The 18643-nt window shown below is 56.4% G+C and carries 25 protein-coding genes; 14 read left to right on the forward strand and 11 right to left on the reverse strand.

Annotated elements, in window-relative coordinates:
* Positions 1–286 precede the first annotated feature (286 nt).
* Complete coding sequence (locus tag CU103_RS21380) at positions 287–1081, forward strand: helix-turn-helix transcriptional regulator (protein WP_106666053.1); 795 nt, start codon at positions 287–289, stop codon at positions 1079–1081.
* Between the two features lie 20 nt (positions 1082–1101).
* On the opposite strand, the gene CU103_RS21385 is transcribed toward CU103_RS21380, so the two are convergent.
* From CU103_RS21385 to CU103_RS31135, 11 genes are all read right to left on the reverse strand, one after another.
* Complete coding sequence (locus tag CU103_RS21385; protein ID WP_106666054.1) at positions 1102–1539, reverse strand: hypothetical protein; 438 nt, start codon at positions 1537–1539, stop codon at positions 1102–1104.
* Between the two features lie 27 nt (positions 1540–1566).
* On the reverse strand, positions 1567–2631 hold the full coding sequence (locus CU103_RS21390; protein ID WP_106666055.1) for an EscU/YscU/HrcU family type III secretion system export apparatus switch protein: 1065 nt from the start codon (positions 2629–2631) through the stop codon (positions 1567–1569).
* 14 nt (positions 2632–2645) lie between these two features.
* Positions 2646–3674 carry a flagellar motor switch protein FliG gene (locus CU103_RS21395; protein ID WP_106666056.1) on the reverse strand — a complete coding sequence of 343 codons (1029 nt, stop codon included), beginning with the start codon at positions 3672–3674 and terminating at the stop codon, positions 2646–2648.
* A 37-nt stretch (positions 3675–3711) separates the two neighbouring features.
* Positions 3712–4065, reverse strand: a complete 354-nt coding sequence (gene fliN / locus CU103_RS21400) for a flagellar motor switch protein FliN (RefSeq protein ID WP_106666057.1) — start codon at positions 4063–4065, stop codon at positions 3712–3714.
* 28 nt (positions 4066–4093) lie between these two features.
* On the reverse strand, positions 4094–4564 hold the full coding sequence (locus tag CU103_RS21405) for a BAB2_0123 family type IV secretion system effector (protein ID WP_106666058.1): 471 nt from the start codon (positions 4562–4564) through the stop codon (positions 4094–4096).
* Complete coding sequence (locus tag CU103_RS21410) at positions 4545–5483, reverse strand: FliM/FliN family flagellar motor switch protein (protein WP_106666059.1); 939 nt, start codon at positions 5481–5483, stop codon at positions 4545–4547. Before CU103_RS21410 ends, CU103_RS21405 begins: the two co-directional genes overlap by 20 nt.
* Positions 5484–5491: 8 nt before the next feature.
* Positions 5492–6364, reverse strand: a complete 873-nt coding sequence (gene motA / locus CU103_RS21415; RefSeq protein ID WP_106666060.1) for a flagellar motor stator protein MotA — start codon at positions 6362–6364, stop codon at positions 5492–5494.
* A 502-nt stretch (positions 6365–6866) separates the two neighbouring features.
* A complete protein-coding gene (locus CU103_RS21420) occupies positions 6867–7286 on the reverse strand; it encodes a hypothetical protein (protein WP_245448929.1) in 420 nt (139 codons plus the stop codon).
* Positions 7283–7948, reverse strand: coding sequence for a nucleotidyltransferase domain-containing protein (locus CU103_RS31785; protein ID WP_210203816.1), 666 nt, complete (start codon positions 7946–7948; stop codon positions 7283–7285). Before CU103_RS31785 ends, CU103_RS21420 begins: the two co-directional genes overlap by 4 nt.
* 593 nt (positions 7949–8541) lie before the next feature.
* Positions 8542–8913, reverse strand: a complete 372-nt coding sequence (locus CU103_RS21430) for a nuclear transport factor 2 family protein (RefSeq protein ID WP_106666061.1) — start codon at positions 8911–8913, stop codon at positions 8542–8544.
* Positions 8914–8998: 85 nt separating this feature from the next.
* Positions 8999–9214, reverse strand: a complete 216-nt coding sequence (locus CU103_RS31135; protein ID WP_146147834.1) for a hypothetical protein — start codon at positions 9212–9214, stop codon at positions 8999–9001.
* Positions 9215–9333: 119 nt separating this feature from the next.
* Here CU103_RS31135 and CU103_RS21435 point away from each other — a divergent pair, with 119 nt between their 5' ends.
* The 13 genes from CU103_RS21435 (at position 9334) to flgH (ending at position 18637) form a co-directional block, all read left to right on the forward strand.
* Positions 9334–9894: a DUF982 domain-containing protein gene (locus CU103_RS21435; protein ID WP_106666062.1), complete on the forward strand. Its 561-nt coding sequence runs from the start codon at positions 9334–9336 to the stop codon at positions 9892–9894.
* A gap of 274 nt (positions 9895–10168) precedes the next feature.
* Positions 10169–10951, forward strand: coding sequence for a DUF1217 domain-containing protein (locus tag CU103_RS21440; protein WP_106666138.1), 783 nt, complete (start codon positions 10169–10171; stop codon positions 10949–10951).
* Positions 10948–11673, forward strand: coding sequence for a flagellar basal-body rod protein FlgF (gene flgF / locus CU103_RS21445; RefSeq protein ID WP_106666063.1), 726 nt, complete (start codon positions 10948–10950; stop codon positions 11671–11673). The genes CU103_RS21440 and flgF overlap by 4 nt, the downstream gene beginning before the upstream one ends.
* A gap of 35 nt (positions 11674–11708) precedes the next feature.
* On the forward strand, positions 11709–13085 hold the full coding sequence (gene fliI / locus CU103_RS21450; protein ID WP_245448930.1) for a flagellar protein export ATPase FliI: 1377 nt from the start codon (positions 11709–11711) through the stop codon (positions 13083–13085).
* Positions 13082–13651 carry a hypothetical protein gene (locus tag CU103_RS21455; protein ID WP_146147835.1) on the forward strand — a complete coding sequence of 190 codons (570 nt, stop codon included), beginning with the start codon at positions 13082–13084 and terminating at the stop codon, positions 13649–13651. The genes fliI and CU103_RS21455 overlap by 4 nt, the downstream gene beginning before the upstream one ends.
* Before the next feature lie 108 nt (positions 13652–13759).
* Positions 13760–14140 (forward strand): flagellar basal body rod protein FlgB, encoded by a 381-nt coding sequence (gene flgB, locus CU103_RS21460; protein ID WP_106666065.1) that lies wholly within the window; start codon positions 13760–13762, stop codon positions 14138–14140.
* Between the two features lie 2 nt (positions 14141–14142).
* Positions 14143–14562 carry a flagellar basal body rod protein FlgC gene (gene flgC / locus CU103_RS21465; protein ID WP_106666066.1) on the forward strand — a complete coding sequence of 140 codons (420 nt, stop codon included), beginning with the start codon at positions 14143–14145 and terminating at the stop codon, positions 14560–14562.
* Positions 14562–14894: a flagellar hook-basal body complex protein FliE gene (gene fliE / locus CU103_RS21470; RefSeq protein WP_106666067.1), complete on the forward strand. Its 333-nt coding sequence runs from the start codon at positions 14562–14564 to the stop codon at positions 14892–14894. Before flgC ends, fliE begins: the two co-directional genes overlap by 1 nt.
* A 9-nt stretch (positions 14895–14903) precedes the next feature.
* A complete protein-coding gene (gene flgG, locus CU103_RS21475) occupies positions 14904–15695 on the forward strand; it encodes a flagellar basal-body rod protein FlgG (RefSeq protein ID WP_106666068.1) in 792 nt (263 codons plus the stop codon).
* A gap of 8 nt (positions 15696–15703) precedes the next feature.
* The gene (gene flgA, locus CU103_RS21480; RefSeq protein WP_106666069.1) at positions 15704–16183 is read left to right on the forward strand and encodes a flagellar basal body P-ring formation chaperone FlgA; all 480 of its coding nucleotides are present in this window, start codon (positions 15704–15706) and stop codon (positions 16181–16183) included.
* On the forward strand, positions 16183–17409 hold the full coding sequence (locus tag CU103_RS21485) for a flagellar basal body P-ring protein FlgI (protein WP_106666070.1): 1227 nt from the start codon (positions 16183–16185) through the stop codon (positions 17407–17409). Before flgA ends, CU103_RS21485 begins: the two co-directional genes overlap by 1 nt.
* A complete protein-coding gene (locus CU103_RS21490) occupies positions 17406–17927 on the forward strand; it encodes a MotE family protein (RefSeq protein ID WP_342588907.1) in 522 nt (173 codons plus the stop codon). Before CU103_RS21485 ends, CU103_RS21490 begins: the two co-directional genes overlap by 4 nt.
* Complete coding sequence (gene flgH / locus CU103_RS21495) at positions 17924–18637, forward strand: flagellar basal body L-ring protein FlgH (protein ID WP_106666071.1); 714 nt, start codon at positions 17924–17926, stop codon at positions 18635–18637. The genes CU103_RS21490 and flgH overlap by 4 nt, the downstream gene beginning before the upstream one ends.
* Positions 18638–18643 lie beyond the last annotated feature (6 nt).

Consider the following 18643-nt stretch of genomic DNA (forward strand, 5'->3'; position numbering starts at 1 on the left):
GTCGATTGGGTGATAAAGACGTGGACTAACGCACCAATCTGGGATCACCCGCGGCCTGATGCGCCCCAACAAGTTGCGGGCAAGACTTATGGGATTGTCAATCTTAAATTGCCATACCGTTGCAATTAAGTGAAATACGGTGTTCACGGCTTGTATGCTGCACCAAGCTGGTGCAACCATACACACGTTGTTGATTCTTTAGCATTTAAAGCAATCTCGATTTTTAAAGATACTAATGACGATGTCGGCATATTACGCCTGCTAAGAGGAATGGTTCGAGTCCCCGATGTATTTTGATCTGGCCCATTTCCCGGATTTCCAGCAAGGTTTGTTCAGCGGTAATGGCACTGGCGACACCCTTCAAATGCTTGTGCAAATCAGACAGCAACTGAGCTGCAAGCATATCACGCATATTGGCCACTCGGCTCCGGCCGGCCCTCATCAAGGTTCAGCGCCGGAAATATCGGTGCTGACGACCTTGCCCATGAACTGGGTGCTTCGTTATTCGGCTAAGAACTACTACAAGGTTGATCCTCTCGTGCAGGGGATCACGGTTTCCCCGCGTCCGGCCGATGCTCCCGGCACAATCCGCAATCTGTCTGCGGAAAGCGGGCTGGAGGCCCAGTCAAAACAATTTCTGCGCGACTGTGAGTTGCGCGGTCTGGGCAATCTTTTTCTTACTGTCGATGCTTGCAATTCCTACGGCTTTCGAGGGATCACCGAGTTCACATTCGACGTCGAAACCTCCGAGCAGACCGCTTTCATCGATCGCACGCGCAAGCGACTGGCTGCCGTGGCGACCCGGCTTCACAACACACTGCACGGCAACCGCAATCCGGTGTTGGCCGCCGTCGTTGAAAACCTTCTGACCAAGCGCGAGATTGATTGCCTCTATTGGGCGGCCAATGGCAAGACCGATGGCGAAATTGGCGAAATTCTAAACATCGCCCGCTGGACCGTGGTCACTTATCTGCAAAACGCCAAGAACAAGCTTGGCTGCTCCAACCGCACGTCGACCGTTGCCACGGCACTGGCGCTGGGCGTTATCCAGATGCCGGTCATAACCAACAGGTTCAAGTAGTCGACGAGAAGATCGGTCGCTCAGCCATTCGCTGGTGTCGTAAATTGTGGAAGGCGCGCGTCTTCAAATGCGGCTGCAAGCAGGGCCGTGTTGTCGGCGGGGCTGCGTCCGGTGTCGGCAAAACGCAGATGGTGCAGATCGATTTCTGTGGAGTCTGCCGCCAGCGTCAGGCGAAAATAGGCGTTCACGCCCATATTGCTGAATTCCAGATCAAGCATCACCTTGGGTGAAGAGTTCCAGTCGAGCGTGTATTCGCCGCCAAGACCAAAGGTGAGCATATCTGGATAGAAAGTCAGTTCCGTGGCCGAGTTGACGATGTCTGCAATATTACCGAAAAGCTCGCAGCGGATGAAAGCAATATAATCCGCCACATCGACAAGGCGGAGATCTTTAATGACCTCCACCAGGTGTTCGGAGATGATCTCGACGCGGGCGACGGAATATTGGGTTCTTTTCATACATTCATCCGATTGCAGCCACCGCAACTATCGGCGGCGCGCATTAACAAATTGAATAAGTTCGGCCACAGCCTTGTAGAATTCCGGGGCAATTACGTTATTGACTTGAACCTGCTTATAAAGTGAGCGTGCCAGTTGAGTATTCTCGAACACCGGTATGTCATGAGCCTCCGCGATCTCCCTGATCTTGAGGGCAATAATATCCTGTCCTTTGGCCACGACCACCGGTGCTGAATCCTTGGCCGCAACATAGCGCAGAGCAACCGAGAAGTGTGTCGGATTTGCGACGATCAGCGTGGCTGTGGGAACCGAGGCAATCATGCGTTGCCGTGCCCGGTCACGGCCAAGTGAGCGAAGCCGGGATTTGAGCAGCGGATCGCCTTCTGCTTGCTTGTGTTCGTCCTTGATTTCCTGCCGGGTCATTCTCAATTCGCTGCGCCAGTGGATGCGGGTCCAGGCCAGATCGAAAGCGGCAAGCACGGTAACGGCAATCGCAATGGAAGAAAGCAAACGCACCAGGTGACTGCGGATAAGTTCCGGCAGGGCGTTTGGCTCGGTGATAATCGCGTCGACGAAAAAATGAGTGTCCTCGAAAAAGATCATAAAGACGATAGCGCTGGCTGCAGCGAATTTGAATGTCGACTTTAGGAACTCGACACGCCCTGCAGCGCCGAAAATGCGTGACCAGCCTTTAGCGATCGAGATGCGCGAAAACTGCGGCTCGATCCGGTTGGCGACGATACGCGGCGCGTTCTGCAACACCGAGGCGAGGATGCCCGCCCCCGGGATGATGATCAATACTGGCAACAGGGCGATCCCGACCGCAGCGCCGATAATAGAGAACAACTGACGTGCATCGTCAGCACTGGTGAGGCGCCAGTCGTCGGATTTATCGAGCAGCTCTGACAGCAAGGCCGTCAGTTTCAATCCGCCTGGTACGGCGACGAAGACCATGATGATCAAAAACGCAATGATAGAGGCGAGGATGGGTGCTTCGCGAGAGAAGGGGAGGTTGCCCTTCTCGATCGCGTCGCTGATTTTTTTCTCAGTCGCTTCTTCCGTTTTGCTCTCTTTGTCAGCGCCCTCTGACATTGATTAACTGCGTTTCACGATGCGGGTACTTCCGCGTCGAGCTTGAGATCGCCGCGATCTGCAAGTCCAATCGCCGTGCGGGCAATGACGCGCCGCGCCTCTGTGACCGCATTGGCATTGATATTGGTCTGGCTGGAGAGCTCTGTTTCGACCATACGGCGACCACGGGTCGATAGGGATTGCAGGATGAGCTCTTGCAACTGCGGTTCGCAGCCGTGAAGCGCCGTTGTGACAACATCGGTCTGGATTTCGTCGAAGAGCACCAGCCGGGCACGCTGTGATATGCGCGCAATGTCCTCGAAGGTGAAGAGCTTGGCCTTGATCTTGGCCAGGTCATCAACGCCAAGGTCCGTAAGGCCGGCGAGCAATTCGTCGATCTCGGATTTTTCGAGCTGATTGATGATATTGGCAATCGTACCGTGATGGCTCTTTTGCGCGCTTGTGTTGTCCTTTCCGGTCACTTCGCGCTGCAGGAGCGTTTCCAGCATCGCGGATATGGATGGTGCAACCTTGCGGATATGCAGCGTGCGCTGAATGATGGCGCTGCGCTCTGGAGCGCTGAAGCGGATGAGCAATTTTGCCGCAATATCCGACGGCAGCCGGGAAATCACATAGGCGGTGACCTGCGGATGCTGGGCGACCAGATAGGTGTGGAGCACGTCGGCTGGAATACGCGGAAGCTGATCCCACACAGATTCCTGTGTCAGCAATTCCGGTCGCCGGTTCTCGATGACAGCGCTGGCATCTTCCGCCGAGAGCGTTTCGCGCAGCAGCCCCTCAAAGCGCATGCCGGCCTCCGAAACCGGCGCGCCATCGGCAAAGGCATTTTCGAACTGTTTCACCAGTTCTTCGAAATCCCCCGGCGTGATGGGTTCGAGCTTGCGGGCATGGCCGGCGAGCGAGCGCAAATCATCGGCGGTGAAATGCTTCAAAAGCCTGGATGCGGATGGACGTCCGATCGCAACCAGCAGTGCAGCCACTTTTTCGGGGCCCGACAAATCCTGAATGGCGCTTGCACTTTGGGGTGTTTCTTGATCGCTCATGCGGACCGGCTTCTAAGGTTACAAATGATATGCGCGGCTAGACGCCGCTGCCAATAACTTCGGTCAGGCTGACACCGAAGCGCGAACTGTCGTCTTCGAGAACAATCACCTCACCCCTGGCGATGACGCGGCCGTTGACGACGATGTCCACCGGGTCGCCGATCTGCTTGTCGAGCGTAACGACTGCACCGCGCCCGAGTTTCATCAAATTGGCGACGGGCATCGAGGTTGAGCCCAGCACCACCTGAACGTCAACCGGGATGCCCATGATGAGGTCGATGTTGGGCTTGGAGCCCGCTGGCTTGCGGCCCGGCTGCGGGTCGTCGCGCTTGAGGTCTTCGATTGCCTCGTTTAGCTCGTCTTCGATCGAGTTCTTGTCGGTTGTGGTCATATCTTAAGGGTCCTGAACGAAAAGAGGTTTAAAGGACTGCGCTTGCCACATCGGCACTGCGCACGATGCGGTTGACGAAAACGGGGAGCGCCCTTGCCGGGGCGCCGGGCTGCTGTGCTGGCACAACGGGTGCGGCCCTGGCGACAAAGGGAGGGAGGGCAGCCGACGGCTGGACTGGCAGCGGTGAGGGGCGAACGCCGTCCTTAAGGTCGCTTTTGGCACGTTCGACGAGGTCGATGGCGCGGGTGATCTCTGAGCGGACCCGATCGGAATCGCGCAATCTAGCTTCAAGCCGAACGCTTTCGTCGCGGCAGGTTTCCCGCTCTGCCTGCAGGATCGCCAGCGCCTGCTGGAGATTGGCGGCTGAACTTGCAACCTGATGCGCCATCACCCGGCTCATTGCTGTCAGGCGATTGGCTTTTCGCAGCGCCGCAAAGAAGATGACCAGCGACAGCGCACTCAGGGTGATCGAAATGAGATTAACCAGCGGCAAGCTCATCAAGGAGATCCTCTTCTTCATTGACGGGATCGGTGATCCGCACGGTGAATGCACTGCCAGCCTTGCCAAGGCGGCATTTGTAAAGCGCCTGATTGCCACTGCGCAGTCGCACTTGGTCGATTGCATCTTTAGGTAAATGCAAGACCTGTCCTGGTTTGAGGAAGGCAATCTGTTCGAGGGTCATGGACCCCTGCTGCAAATAGGCCTCGACCTCGATTCGAGCACGGCTGACTTCCAGACGCAGCTTCTTCGCCCATGTCGGGTCGGAATGATGTGCAGGCTGACGCAGCATGCGCGCCATAGCATCCTGCATTGGCTTGAAGCTGGAGCGTGGCAGCAGGATCAGGATCTGACCCGACCGGCCGGCCGCCTTAAGTGCAATCGCACAGCAAATCATGCGCGTTTCGCTGACTGTCCCGGGGGCCAGATGAGCAGCCTCGACGAGATCACCAATTTGAAACAGTGACTCTGCCCCACCGGAGAACATGTGATCGAGCGACGCCGTGACATCGCCAAAAACCTGGCGGGCAATGCCAAGATCCACGGTCGTCAGCGGCCTTGCCGCGCTCCCGGTCTCAAGACTTGCGCCCGAACCGAAAAGCGCTTCAATGCCGCAATCGACGAAGCTGCGGTCGGCGGCAAGCAGCAGCCGCGATCCCCACTTTGCCACGGGCACCATACCCACAAGCCCAGAGCGCGATAAAGTGTCGGCGATATCGTCCTTTTCCAGCGACTCGATGCGGACAAATTCGGCGCCGACGGCGACCTCCGTCTGTGCGGCCATCCTTGTAGCGAACGAAGCGGCAAGTTCGCGGAAGACCGTTTCGAAAGATTTAAGGTCGTCGACTGACATGCCGGCGGCGCGCAGAATGCTCTCTGCCAACACATCGGGTCGTTTCTGTTCAGCCTCGACGTCCATGATTAATCCTAGGCGGCCTGTTGTACTGGCGCAGGGGTCAACGTTTCCTGCTCGACCACATCAATCGACGGGCGGTCATAGGCGGAAATAGTCTTGCGGCCATATTCGAGTGCGATCTGGGGAAGAGCGCCGTTCATATAGGCCAGCAATGTCTGCTTGACCACCGTATACAGACGGTTCTGCTTCTCGCGTGTCGTCTTGATCTTGGTCGCAATTGGACCCACGACGCCGTATGACAGGAAAATACCGGCAAACGTACCCACGAGGGCTGCGCCGATAAGGTGCCCGAGGATCTCCGGGGATTCATTGAGCGCTCCCATGGCCTTGATGACGCCAAGGACCGCTGCGACGATACCAAGTGCCGGCAGGCCCTCCGAAACGCTTACCATAGCGTAGTAGGGTTTCAGCTTGTCGCGGGAGATCGTGTGGATTTCTTCATCCATCAGCGCTTCGATCTCGTGCGAACGAGCATTGCCGATAATGATGAGCCGGCAATAGTCGCAAATGAAGTGCGTCAAATCGTGGTTCTTGAGTACACTCGGAAATGTCTGGAAGATCGGCGATTCCGTCGGATTGTCGATATGAACCTCAACCTCGTTGCGCGATTTTGCGCGCAGTTCGCGCATCAATGCATAAAGAACGCCGAGCACATCGAGATAGTCACGCTGCTTGGGGATCTTGTTTGTAAAGGCTTCCATGCAGGCGCGGCCCGTATCCTTGACCGCCGAAAACGGATTGGCCACGAGAAAGGTGCCCAGCGCCGAACCGCCGATGATGACGAATTCCCATGGCTGCATGAGAACGGCGACATGCCCACCCATGGCGATAAACCCGCCAAGCAGACATCCCATCGTCACAACCAGTCCAATAAGGATTCCCAAGACTCTCTCCTGCGCGTTTACCCAGCATTGCAGGGCTAGCAGCGTCGGCTTGTGTGAACCTTGCAGGAGTTGCGGCCCGATCGAACCAGGCGCATTTATGAACTACGTTCACATTTACCACTGGCTCGCCACCTTCTAGGCCGCTGTTGGCTCGTGGGTTCAGGCGCTGGCCCGGTAACCGAATCGCCGGTCGAAGACCAGTCAATCACGAACAGCCAACGCGTCGTTAATGTTCGACATTTGGGGACTTGAGCACTCGCGGCTCACGCCCAATACCAATCACCTTGGCAGTGCCAGGGCTCACCAATTGGGTCATCATATGCAAAACGCCTGAATATCTGTTTGTTTTTGCGTATGACTGCGCAGGTAACTCCAGCTGCGATGGCGCGTTGCGGGAATAGCTACAACGAGATTTCCGGAATTAAGTAACAAAAGCCACCAAACGACCGCTAAACCGTGGAACCCAAACGTATTTAGCTTTCGCCTCTGTTGCTTAACAACGCTAAGCACGAACCAGTTCGGATTCGGCCCATGTGGCGTACTCTTCTAGTTGGCTCAGCAGTGACTGGGCCTCAGCGAGCAGCATGAAACGTCCACCATATTGGGCCAGGTCTTTATTCCCGAGTATTCGAGACAATCGAGTTTCTTGTGCCTTCGGCAGGCGATTACCCATAACCTGACGCAAGGTCTTCACCACAGCCGAATGGTCCTGCTGATTTATCTTGTTTCCGAATGCTGCTGTCAAAGCATCCGTGTAAGCGATTGCGGCGTTGACAATCGTCGCGGCGATCGGGTTTCCCAAGGTACCGGATTGCGCTATCGTCACTTGGTTCTGCGCGGATTCCAAAAATGCCCTAGCGATAGTCAGGCGATTGAAGCCATGGCTGACATCGACTGCTTTCGTGGAGCCACTTCTTGTCATGTTGGAACTTTCTTGTCGAGGGTTGCCTGGAAGATGGACGTGGGACGTAGACCATTCAATACCAACGCGTCGTTGACAATTGCTTGCCACATCGGATCGTTATTTTGCATTAGTCTTCTAATATCGGCTAATGAAAGGGTATTGACGGACGGTGAGAACAATAGAGCTTCACCCTTGGCCAATAGAAAATCGACGCTCCAGCTTTGCACGGAAGCGACTTCTTCTTCGTGAGCGATAAGGAGAACGTCTAAATCGCTTTGTGCACGATCTTCTCCTCTGGCGACACTGCCATAAATCCACGCCGCTATCACTTTGTTGCCAAGTGAGGCCGCGCACTCTTTCACAGCCTCGATGACACCTTTGAAGCGTGACTCTTCTGCGTCGAAGAGAGACAGAATGGAAATGTTGAACGGGGATATTCGGTTCATGCTGAAAAGCCGACTGCGTCCGCTGCCCGCTTCGTCAAGGATGCCGAACTCGACAAGAGTGGAAATTGCACTGAGCACAGACGGCAGCGTAAGCTTTGTTCTTTTGACGAGAGTGGATGCATCTAGTTGACCGCGGTGGCGTGACAGTTCACGCAGTACCCTGACGTTAGCTTCGGTTCCGAAAACTGACGAGAGAGGAAAGCGAATAGCGCTCTGGGGTTTTGGACGGGCCACGACAGGCTCCTTTAAAGATATCTGCTTTTATATATGGATATCTTTAGAAAACAATATATATTTTTAGAATGAAAATCATCTTCCATTTACTAAAGGTTATCCATGCCGTGCCGCATCTCATCGAGGAATAAGTGTTTGTCGATCGGCTTGGCGAACTGTGTCGGCATAACCCCCCTGTTCAGGATGGCTCGAACACAGCGTTGCATGCTTAGGTGTGACCCAATGGCGTCGCTGGCAGCTGCAGTATGTCGGTACCAAAGGAGCCCGGTGCGCAATCACATCCACTTCGTGCAAATACCGCTTGCAAGCCGTATCTTCATACGTCCGCTCCCAGATCCGCTCGAGCTACATCACGAGATTTCTTTAGCCGGCTGCTCCGCTTTCGTCGCGCGGTCTTGCTAGGCACTTGTGCTCGCTACAATACCAATATATCGCTTCTCAAAACCGGATGCTCCCCAGGCCTTGCAGCCGGGATGCATGCAGTAGCGCTCGAATAGGCGGGCTCGCGCCATCTCCATATGTTCGGGAGTTTCAGTCATCTTGCTACCAGCAAAGTTTGTGAACAAGTCCATAAGGTTTGGCGAGACGCGCTTCTACTCCACGATTTTCCAGTACGAGTCTTTGCGGAGGACCTTGCCGTTGCGAAACGTGTAGAAATCACAACCTTGGACCTCCTTTTTCGTTCCGTCGAGGGTGGTGCCTGTGAGCATCCATTTTGAGATGCCGGTTTCGGCAGCCGCATCTACAAAATGCTGCTCGTTGCCGTAGTGAACATCTGGCAAGCCTTCAAAGCGTGTTGCCAGCGCCTCTCGTACGTTCCGTTTGCCCTCGAAACGAGAACCCCAAGGCTCGTTGCCCCGCGGCATCTCCAAGACACAATCATCAGAAAAGAATGTCATGATGCGATCCAGATCATGCGCATTGAAGGCCTCGCATAACTCGATCAGTGTCAGTCGAATATCCATCGCGGCGTCTCCGTTCATCCGGCATGGCCGGCTACAGAACCACAGTGGCCCGTAGGTTCCATTCGCACATGTTCATTATGGGGAGCTACGCCTCTCGGATGACCTGCTCATCCTCCATCCCGGGTGTGCCTTTTGGACCACCTTGCGCAACAAAGGACGTCTCAAGCTGGTACCACATCCCGAGCGGGGTATTGCATGAACTGCAATGGATGACGGTAGAATTGGTCACTCCGGTTGGAATGTAGAGATATGTTACCCCGCACATCGGGCAATCTGATTTGAAATTGAGTCGTTGCGGCATGGCGCCCCTCCACGTATTGCGAACCCAATGGGACTTCCAAAGCATCTGCCCTGGTTATTCCGGCGGGCACTATACGCTCATCTTTTGGAACCGCAAATCAACAACCTGCGTTTCTGGATATGCGCAAATATCCGTTTAGAGCGGTCACCGTTGCAACCAAAGAGGCCGGCCGCTATCGGACCATAACATCGGTGGAAGAGGCCGGTGATTTCCTTGCCCATGATTGGCCGACACAGAAGGGCGCGAGGCACTTGAAGGCCCGCATCGCCTGTCTGGATGCGATGGAGAGGGCAGTTGGGATCAACACTGCACGCGAAGCTTTCATCGAGGCAGCCAAAGAATCGGAAATCTATATCGGGGAGGGGGAATTGGCGTCAATTGCCAGTTCGCACAGCATTGCGATCCCGCGTTTATCGCGTCTGCGCGACTTGCCATTTCCCTATGTGACAATCATGACCGAACATGTCGGCAAGGAGAGGAATATTTCGTCAGTACAAGAGGCAAGCGAGTTCCTGCTTCACGATTGGCCGATAAAGAACAGCCGAAAACTCACAGCGGCCCGTCAGGCCTGTCTTGATGCGCTGCACGGCAAAATCACCCGCACTAAGGCTCGCCAGGCGTTTATCGAAGCTGCGCGGGAGGCCGAGATCTACATTGGTCAGAAGCCATTGACGGTCTAGCTAGCCCGTTTGTGCTCGCTGCAATACCAATCCCGGCCGCATCGCGCTTCTCAAATCAACGACCCCACGCCTTGTAGCTCGGATGCATGCCGCAATGCTCAAACGGCCTCTGGGCGTGCAGGGTCTTCGTTCATCGTCTGCCGCTATGCTGGATACCGCAACGTGATCTCGTATCCGCTGCGGATTGCCATTCAGGGCTAGCGACGTCACGCCGACAGCTTCAGGCAAGCTTGATTTGAGACAAATGCGCCAAACGCTTCGGGAAAGGCGCATCATGATCAATACTATGACGAGCTATCGCTTGATCGCTGCGGACTTGCCGCGCTCGCTTGCCCGCGTCTCCAAAGAGCCCTTGGTGCAGCGCGAGACAGACTATTACCTGAAGAACATCAAGAATGTGAAATCAGTTGATGATTTCATGAAGGATACCAAGCTCTACAACTATGTCCTAAAAGCATTCGGCCTCGATAGCATGGCCTTTGCCAAGGCCTTCATTCGCAAGGTGCTGACAGAAGGTGTCGACGACAAGGAGAGTTTTGCCAACAAGCTGACCGATACGCGCTACAAGGACTTGGCCACGGCATTCAACTTCGCCAAATACGCTGACAAAGCCACCAGCCAGCCCGGAGCACTACAGCCGATCGCCGATAAATACGTGCGTCAGACCCTCGAGATCGAGACAGGTCAGCAAAACGAAGGCGTTCGCCTCGCCCTGTATTTTGCCCGCAAGGCACCCGCAATAACCAATGCCTATGAAATTCTCGGCGACAAGGCACTCCTGCAGGTGTTTCAGACCACGTTTTCCATTCCGGCCGCGATGTCCAATATGGATATCGACCGCCAGGCGAAGATGGTCGAAGACAAGCTTGACCTTGCGGATCTGAAAGACCCCAAGAAGCTCGACAAGCTCATCACACGCTTCACCGCCATGTACGAAATGAACAATCCCTCGACCGCCAGCAGCATTCCCTCGATGTTGTTCGGGGGAACGTCTTCGATCGGTATCGCGGACAGTATTTTGACGACCTTGCAATCCTTCAAGCTGGGTGGACGCTGATGGAAAACTCAATCTATGTGGGACTTTCCTCGCAAATCTCGCTGGAGCGCCGTCTCGATGCGCTGGCGCAGAATGTGGCCAACATGTCCACGCCGGGCTTTCGCGCCACAGGCATGAAGTTTGACGCCATGGTGTCAAAGGCCGCCGAGAATTCGAGCTTCGTTTCGGCGGGTGAAAGCTTCATCAAGACCGAGGCCGGACCCATCACCCAGACCGGCAATCCGCTTGACGTGGCGGCAAAGGGAGATGTCTGGTTTTCGCTGCAGTCACCTGCGGGCCAGGTCTATACGCGTGACGGTCGCATGCAGATGTCGACGACCGGCGAACTGCTCTCGGTCAAGGGTTACCCCATGCTCGACGCGGGTGGGCAGCCGCTGACGATCGATCCCAATGGCGGACCGCCGAAGATTTCATCGGATGGCGCAGTTTATCAAAATGGCCGGCAACTTGGAGCAATCGGGCTCTTCACCATCGATCCCAATGCCAAGCTGACCTATTTCGACAATTCGGCGGTCATTCCCAGCGTTGCCGCCCAGCCGGCGCTGGATAATCCCAATGCCGGTGTCATTCAGGGCGCAATCGAAGGATCGAATGTCGATGCGATCAGTGAAATGACACGGCTGATGAGTGTGACCCGCGCATTTGAGCGCGTCGATGCGCTGCTTCGCGGCAATGAGAACACCTTCAGGGACGGCGTCAAGACGCTCGGATCGACCTCGTGATTTGGCAATTTATTCACGCGGCACGCGAGTAGATCATGCTGGCCGTTGAAAACGCCTTGCAGACCATGAGCGAGCGGAGGGGCAGTCTCGACGCTCTTGCCCGCCTCGTATCGCACGCATCACAGCAGCGTGCCGCAGTCGCGCTGGGCGGCTATGTCAATGAGGTATCGCGTTCCGCCATCGGTGTTCGCGGTATTTCGGACAAAGCACAGCTTGGCGATCTGGTCATGATCCGCTGCGACGACGCGTTGCATCCTGCAGAAGTGGTCCGTCTCGAGCAGGCGCGGGTTCTGGTCAAGCCGTTCGATGACCGGGTCATGCCGCCGCTTGGTACTTCTGTTTTTCCCGAAGGACCGTTTCGCATTGCGCCGACGCCACACTGGAAGGGCAGGGTCATCAATGCTCTTGGTTCGCCACTTGATGCCAGGGGGCTTTTGCCGGCAGGAACAGAACACGTTGCGGTCGATCGCTGCGCGCCATCTGCAATGAACCGAAGCCGGGTCGAAAAGGGTCTGCGCAGCGGCGTCAATGTTGTGGACGTGTTCGTGCCGATGTGTTTCGGCCAGCGCATGGGCATTTTTGCCGGCTCGGGTGTCGGCAAATCCACGCTTCTTGCCATGATGACCAAGGCCGGTGATTTCGACACCGTGGTGCTGGCGCTGACGGGCGAGCGGGGCCGGGAAGTGCGTGACATGCTCGAAGACACGATGGCGGGCAAGCTGGAGAAGACCATCGCCGTCATTGCGACGGGCGATGAAAGCCCGATGATGCGGCGCCTGGCGCCGAACACGGCGACAGCCATTGCCGAATACTTCCGTGATCGCGGCGAGAACGTCTTGCTGATCGTCGATTCGATTACACGGTTTGCCCATGCTGCACGTGAAATCGCCATCGCTGCAGGTGAACCGCCGGTTTCGCGCGGATATCCGCCGAGCGTCTTCAGCCAGCTGCCGCGCCTTCTCGAACGGGCGGGTCCCGGACTTATCGGCGAGGGTACGATCACCGGCATTTACGCCGTGCTGGTCGATGGCGACGATCATAATGATCCGGTGTCCGACGCAATCCGCGGCACGCTCGACGGGCATATTGTGCTTGATCGCGGCATCGCTGCGCAGGGCCGGTTTCCAGCCGTTGATATTCTTGGCTCGATTTCCCGCCTCGCCCAGCATAACTGGACAGCCGAGCAAGCAAAGCTCGCAACGAGCCTGCGCGGACTGATTTCCCGTTTTGAAGAAACCCGGGATTTGCGGATGATCGGCGCGTATCAGGCCGGAAGCGATCCTCTCATTGACCAGGCGGTCAATCTTGTCCCTCTCATCTACGATGCCATGCAGCAAACGCCGGCGTCGCCGCTGTCGCTTGATCCTTATAGCGATCTTGCCAGTGCATTGCGGCCAAAGGACCCATCATGACCGAACGACACGCAAGCGGCAAACCAATGGCTGAGACTTCGCCGGTGCCTGCCGGCCCGCCGCGCGACAAGCGCTTTGATGGCTACCTGAAGGGAGCCGGCCTAATTCTTGCGATCAACTGCGCGGTTCTGCCTTTCGCCATGTATTACGACATTCTCGATGCGCGCCCAAATCCACCCACTTCAGGCATTGAGGTTCGCGATCCTCTCAACCGAACGAACCAGAAAGTGGTGCGGGAGACGCACAACAAGCAAGCGGCTGCCCAATCGAAAGCCGGCGAGAATCTCGATCTTACGACGACGGCGACAACATCGGAGCTGACAAGTGATCGCCTTGCGGGCATCGAAGAGGCGAGCAAGCAGCCGTTCCCCGGCAAGGCGGTCTTTTTGGTGCGCGAGGTGGTGGGCGGACTGGTGATGATCGAAGACGAAAGCGGTTACTGGTTCGTCGAAAAGGGTTCGCCTCTACCGGATGGAAGTACCCTTGTCGCAATCGAGCGCGGCAATGATCCGGGCAGCTGGTCGATCAAGACATCCGACGGTAATGTCATCAACCGCACCAACTAGGGATGCGTGCCGGTGGCGGAAGTGCGCCAGTGATCACGCCGTAAGTCTCACGCAAGTTTGACGCGTTAGGTTAATGCCAGATTAACCGGTTAGACGTGCGAGGAAGACATGCAGGCAATCCATCTGTTCGATCTGGCGTCGCGTCAGGCCGAGTGGCTTTCGGTGAGACAGGCAGCTGTTTCCGGTAACGTGGCCAATGCGAATACGCCGGCTTTCAAGGCGCGCGACGTGGAACCCTTCAAGGATGTCCTGGAACAGGCGCAGTTGACCATGGCTGCGACCAACCCCAAACATCTTGAAATCGATGCGTCCGCAATTGCGGCGACTGCCTTGCACAAGGACGCGGTGACCGAGCAAAATCATTCGAAAAATACAGTCAGTCTCGAAGCCGAAATGGTCAAATCCGGCGAGATTAATCGCCAGTTCGCGCTCAACACCAGCATCGTAAAGGCGTTTCACCGCATGATGTTGTCAGCGGTAAAGGGCTAAGCATGTCCGATCCACTCCAAGCTGCTCTCAAAGTTGCCGCATCTGGACTTTCCGCCCAATCGACGCGTTTGCGCATTGTTTCGGAAAATCTCGCCAATGCGCAATCGACCGGCAAGACGGCCGGCAGTGAACCTTACCGGCGCAAGACCGTTTCCTTTGCAACCGAACTCGACCGCACTACTGGCGTCGAAACAGTGCGCATCGCCGAAGTGGGCAAGGACACCTCTGCCTTTACCGAAGAATATGACCCGAGCCATCCGGCAGCCGATTCCAAGGGCTATGTGAAATATCCCAATGTCAACATGGTCGTCGAAATGGCGGACATGCGTGAAGCAAACCGTTCCTATGAAGCCAATCTCCAGGTGGTCAAGCAAGCGCGCGAGCTTATTGCCATGACCGTCGACCTCTTGAGGAATTCCTGATGCTCGATCAACTTCTCAGTGTTTCTACCCGCAACGCCCTTTCGAAGTTGTCGGAGACAGTCAACCAGGGGGCAATTGCAGCAGGTGCGCCGGCGCCGGCGGCTGCGGTGGGCCAGCCTTCCTTTGACAACGTCCTGTCGCAGCTCGCCGGGTCGGTCAGCGGAAAGCTCGAAAATGCCGAGGCGATTTCGATGCAAAGCATGACCGGCGACGTGCCGACCCGTGATGTGGTCAATGCGGTCATGGATGCGGAGCAGTCGTTGCAGACGGCGATCGCCATTCGCGACAAGATCGTCCAGGCCTACCTCGAAATCAGCCGCATGCCCATTTAAGGACAAGTCATGAAAGCGCTCACCATCGCTGCCACGGGTATGAATGCCCAGCAGCTCAATCTGGAAGTGATTGCCAACAACATCGCCAATATCAACACGACCGGTTACAAGCGTGCCAAGGCCGAGTTTTCGGACCTGTTGTATCAGGCTGAGCGCAGCGCGGGCGTTCCGAACGCGGCCAACCAGAGCGTCATTCCAGAAGGGGCAATGGTCGGGCTTGGCGTGCAGACCGCTGCGGTGCGCAACCTGCACATTCAGGGCGCGCTCAATCAGACCGGCAATCCATTCGATGTCGCCATGGTCGGTCGCGGCTGGTTCCAGATCCAGAACGCGGCTGGAGAAACGCTTTATAGCCGTGCCGGCGCATTCAACACCAATGACACGGGTCAGTTGGTGACACTGGACGGTAATCTCGTCGAGCCCAATATCATCGTTCCGACCGAGGCGATCGAAGTGAAGATCACCGAGACGGGTCAGGTGTTCGCAAAGCTGGCGGACCAGACCGATCTGATGAACCTTGGCCAGTTGCAGATTGCAAACTTTGCCAACGAGGCGGGCCTGGAACCACTCGGCGACAATCTCTTTCGCCAGACCGACGCCTCTGGTGATCCTGTGACCGGTGTGCCGGGCGATCCTGGTTTCGGCACTTTGAAGCAGGGTTACCTTGAAAGTTCCAACGTTGATCCGGTTAAGGAAATCACCGACCTGATCACGGCGCAGCGCGCCTATGAAATGAACTCCAAAGTCATTCAGGCCGCCGATGAAATGGCATCGGTCGTTTCGAAGAATTTGGGTGGTTGAGGATTGCTATGACGGCACGCGGTAGGATTGAAAGACTGGTTCGCACGGTAAAGCTCGCCCTGTGTGCAATGCCTTTTGCATGTGCTGCCCATGCCGACCGCATCGCCTTCATCGTGCCGTCCCGGATCATTTATCCCGGGCAGACCATCGGCAACGCCGGACTTCAGGAAAAGATGTTCACAATCAAGGCGAGCGCGGCGGCAAGTTACGCCATGTCGGCCGAGCAGCTTGTCGGCAAGGTCGCGCGCAAGACCTTGCTGCCCGGTCAGCCCATTCTTGTGACAGCGGTCAATGAGCCGAACTTGGTCCAACGCGGTGTGCCTGTGGCGCTGGTCTATGATACCGGGGCGCTGGTCATCACCGCCAAGGGGATAGCGATGGAACCTGGACACTCCGGCGATTTCATCAAGGTAAGGAATATCGACAGCGGTATCATCGTTTCGGGCACACTGCTGGCCGATGGCACGATCCAGGTCGGGATGCAATAATGCGTCTGGCCATTGCCCTTTTCCTGATGGTTTTTGCTGGTTCGGCAGTTACCCATGCAGCTGAATCGTCAAAAAATGCCAAGGATTTTCAAACGCCTGGTGAAGCACAGGCTGCATGGCGCAAGGCCCAGCGGGATGCCGATGACGGCAAGTGGGGCGGCGCCGCGTCGCCCCTGGGGCAAGGCGGTGCGATCGCTCGGCTGAAAGACATCGCCAATATCCAGGGCGTGCGCGAAAACCAGCTGGTTGGATATGGTCTTGTCATCGGTCTTAACGGGACAGGCGACAGCCTGCGCAGCGCACCCTTCACCGAACAGTCCCTGCGCGCCATGCTGGACAATCTCGGCATCAGTCCGCCGCCGGGCGCTTCGCGCGTGAAGAATGTTGCGGCTGTGATCGTCACCGCCAATTTGCCGCCCTTTGCCGGGCGCGGTTCGCGCATCGACATTACCGTTTCATCGCTGGGCGATGCGACGTCGCTTGCGGGCGGAACACTGGTGATGACCCCGCTGGCTGCAGCAGATGGGCAGACCTATGCGGTGGCGCAGGGCAACATGGTCGTTTCGGGTTTTACCGCATCTGGCGAGGCTTCAACGCTCACACAAGGCGTGCCAACAAGCGGGCGCATTCCAAATGGCGCGCTGGTCGAAAAGGAAGTTACCGGCAATTTCGGTCATGATGAACTCGTTGTTGAACTGCGCGAACCGGACTTTACCACGGCGGTGCGCATCACCGACACCATCAATGCCTTTGCCAAACGGCGCTACAACCAGCCTGTCGCCAAGGAGCGTGATTCCAAGTCGATCCGTCTGCGCAAGCCAAAGAATATTTCTGCAACACGCTTTCTTGCAGAAATCGAGGGGCTCCCGGTGGTGACGGATGAAGTCGCCCGGGTCGTTGTTGATGAGCGCACCGGAACGGTGGTCATCGGTGACAAGGTGCGCATTTCACGTGTCGCCATCAGCCACGGCAGTCTGTCGGTCCGCGTGACGGAAACACCGACAGTTGTCCAGCCCGAGCCATTCACGGACGGTGAAACGGCCATCGAGCCCAACACGAATATTGAAGCGACACAAACATCAAATATCGGCATCCTCGGTGGAACGGATCTTGAGAACCTAGTCAAGGGACTGAACCAGATTGGCGTGAAACCGCAAGGTATCATCGCCATATTGCAAAGCATCAAGACGGCGGGAGCATTGCACGCCGAACTGGTGGTCCAATGAGCTTGGCAACGGATACCAGGAAGGCCATTGGCCTGGGTTGTGCGGTCCTTGCCTTCAGCGCAGCACTGCTGTTTCCAGCTGCTTACGGGCTTTCTCAGGAGGCCGCGCCGAAGGATGAAGTCGACCGCTATTGCACCAACATCACCGACACGGCAGCAGACGCACGCTACGCCATGCAAACGCGTGAACTGGCCCAGCTTCGCGCTGATATCGACAGCCGTATTGAGCAGCTCGATGCAAAGCGCAAGGAATATGAAATCTGGCTGAAACGGCGTGATGAATTTATTGACAAGGCCGAAGATTCGCTCGTCGGCATCATTTCGAAAATGCGTCCCGACGCGGCTGCGGCACAAATGGCTCTGCTTGGCGATGAGGCTGCAGCTGCACTGCTGCTGAAGCTCAATCCGCGCGTGTCCAGCGTCATCCTGAACGAGATGCCCGCCGAGAAATCATCAAGGCTTGCCCGGGTTATTGTCGGATCACGTGTCGTTCCATCAGCAGAAAGAACCGCCCAATGAAAAAAGCGGCACCCGCGTTCATCCTTGCCAGTGTTCTTGTCCTTTCGGGATGCGCAGACAATTTTCGCGATTTGAACCGCGCTCCGGCCATGTCGCCGGTCGGTGCAGGAGTGGGGCAATCCTTTCGTGTTTCCGATCCCGCCTATTATCCCACGCAGCCCCGGCCACAGAAATATTCGCTGTGGCAGGACCGGCAGGCCAGCTTTTTCCGCGACCCGCGTGCCGCCAATCCAGGCGATGTGCTGACCGTTGTCATCAGGATCGATGAAGAAGCAAAATTTGACAACAAGTCGGACCGGTCGCGGGTTTCCTCGCAAGTTTATGGCGCCGACGCTGATATTAGCGGCAGCGGGTTTCCCGGCGGCACGATTACCGGAAACCTGGACCTGAACTCGGACAGCAGCTCCAAGGGTGCAGGCAAGATCGAGCGATCCGAGAAGGTTGATCTGCGCGTAGCAGCGATCGTCACCAGCCTGCTTCCCAACGGCAACATGGTCATCCAGGGATCACAGGAAATCCGTGTCAACAACGAATTGCGCATATTGAACGTTGCCGGTGTCGTGCGACCGCGCGATATCGCCGGCAACAATACGATCTCCTACGAAAAGATTGCAGAGGCGCGCATTTCCTATGGCGGCCGCGGGCGGCAAAGCGAAGTACAACAGCCACCTTGGGGACAGCAAGTCCTCGACACTGTCGCACCGTTCTAGGAGAGG

This window comes from Phyllobacterium sophorae (assembly GCF_003010965.1).
Taxonomy (GTDB): domain Bacteria; phylum Pseudomonadota; class Alphaproteobacteria; order Rhizobiales; family Rhizobiaceae; genus Phyllobacterium; species Phyllobacterium sophorae.

What these genes read in the sequence shown, in the direction of transcription:
- CU103_RS21435 (WP_106666062.1), top strand. Translation starts at nt 9,334, where the DNA reads ATGCGCAAATATCCGTTTAGAGCGGTCACCGTTGCAACCAAAGAGGCC.
- flgH (WP_106666071.1), top strand. Translation starts at nt 17,924, where the DNA reads ATGAAAAAAGCGGCACCCGCGTTCATCCTTGCCAGTGTTCTTGTCCTT.
- flgA (WP_106666069.1), top strand. Translation starts at nt 15,704, where the DNA reads ATGACGGCACGCGGTAGGATTGAAAGACTGGTTCGCACGGTAAAGCTC.
- fliE (WP_106666067.1), top strand. Translation starts at nt 14,562, where the DNA reads ATGCTCGATCAACTTCTCAGTGTTTCTACCCGCAACGCCCTTTCGAAG.
- CU103_RS21440 (WP_106666138.1), top strand. Translation starts at nt 10,169, where the DNA reads ATGATCAATACTATGACGAGCTATCGCTTGATCGCTGCGGACTTGCCG.
- CU103_RS21430 (WP_106666061.1), bottom strand. Translation starts at nt 8,913, where the DNA reads ATGGATATTCGACTGACACTGATCGAGTTATGCGAGGCCTTCAATGCG.
- flgB (WP_106666065.1), top strand. Translation starts at nt 13,760, where the DNA reads ATGCAGGCAATCCATCTGTTCGATCTGGCGTCGCGTCAGGCCGAGTGG.
- flgC (WP_106666066.1), top strand. Translation starts at nt 14,143, where the DNA reads ATGTCCGATCCACTCCAAGCTGCTCTCAAAGTTGCCGCATCTGGACTT.
- CU103_RS21380 (WP_106666053.1), top strand. Translation starts at nt 287, where the DNA reads ATGTATTTTGATCTGGCCCATTTCCCGGATTTCCAGCAAGGTTTGTTC.
- CU103_RS21485 (WP_106666070.1), top strand. Translation starts at nt 16,183, where the DNA reads ATGCGTCTGGCCATTGCCCTTTTCCTGATGGTTTTTGCTGGTTCGGCA.
- CU103_RS21410 (WP_106666059.1), bottom strand. Translation starts at nt 5,483, where the DNA reads ATGGACGTCGAGGCTGAACAGAAACGACCCGATGTGTTGGCAGAGAGC.
- CU103_RS21395 (WP_106666056.1), bottom strand. Translation starts at nt 3,674, where the DNA reads ATGAGCGATCAAGAAACACCCCAAAGTGCAAGCGCCATTCAGGATTTG.
- CU103_RS21390 (WP_106666055.1), bottom strand. Translation starts at nt 2,631, where the DNA reads ATGTCAGAGGGCGCTGACAAAGAGAGCAAAACGGAAGAAGCGACTGAG.
- CU103_RS21405 (WP_106666058.1), bottom strand. Translation starts at nt 4,564, where the DNA reads ATGAGCTTGCCGCTGGTTAATCTCATTTCGATCACCCTGAGTGCGCTG.
- CU103_RS21385 (WP_106666054.1), bottom strand. Translation starts at nt 1,539, where the DNA reads ATGAAAAGAACCCAATATTCCGTCGCCCGCGTCGAGATCATCTCCGAA.
- CU103_RS21455 (WP_146147835.1), top strand. Translation starts at nt 13,082, where the DNA reads ATGACCGAACGACACGCAAGCGGCAAACCAATGGCTGAGACTTCGCCG.
- flgG (WP_106666068.1), top strand. Translation starts at nt 14,904, where the DNA reads ATGAAAGCGCTCACCATCGCTGCCACGGGTATGAATGCCCAGCAGCTC.
- fliI (WP_245448930.1), top strand. Translation starts at nt 11,709, where the DNA reads ATGCTGGCCGTTGAAAACGCCTTGCAGACCATGAGCGAGCGGAGGGGC.
- fliN (WP_106666057.1), bottom strand. Translation starts at nt 4,065, where the DNA reads ATGACCACAACCGACAAGAACTCGATCGAAGACGAGCTAAACGAGGCA.
- CU103_RS21490 (WP_342588907.1), top strand. Translation starts at nt 17,406, where the DNA reads ATGAGCTTGGCAACGGATACCAGGAAGGCCATTGGCCTGGGTTGTGCG.
- CU103_RS21420 (WP_245448929.1), bottom strand. Translation starts at nt 7,286, where the DNA reads ATGACAAGAAGTGGCTCCACGAAAGCAGTCGATGTCAGCCATGGCTTC.
- CU103_RS31135 (WP_146147834.1), bottom strand. Translation starts at nt 9,214, where the DNA reads ATGCCGCAACGACTCAATTTCAAATCAGATTGCCCGATGTGCGGGGTA.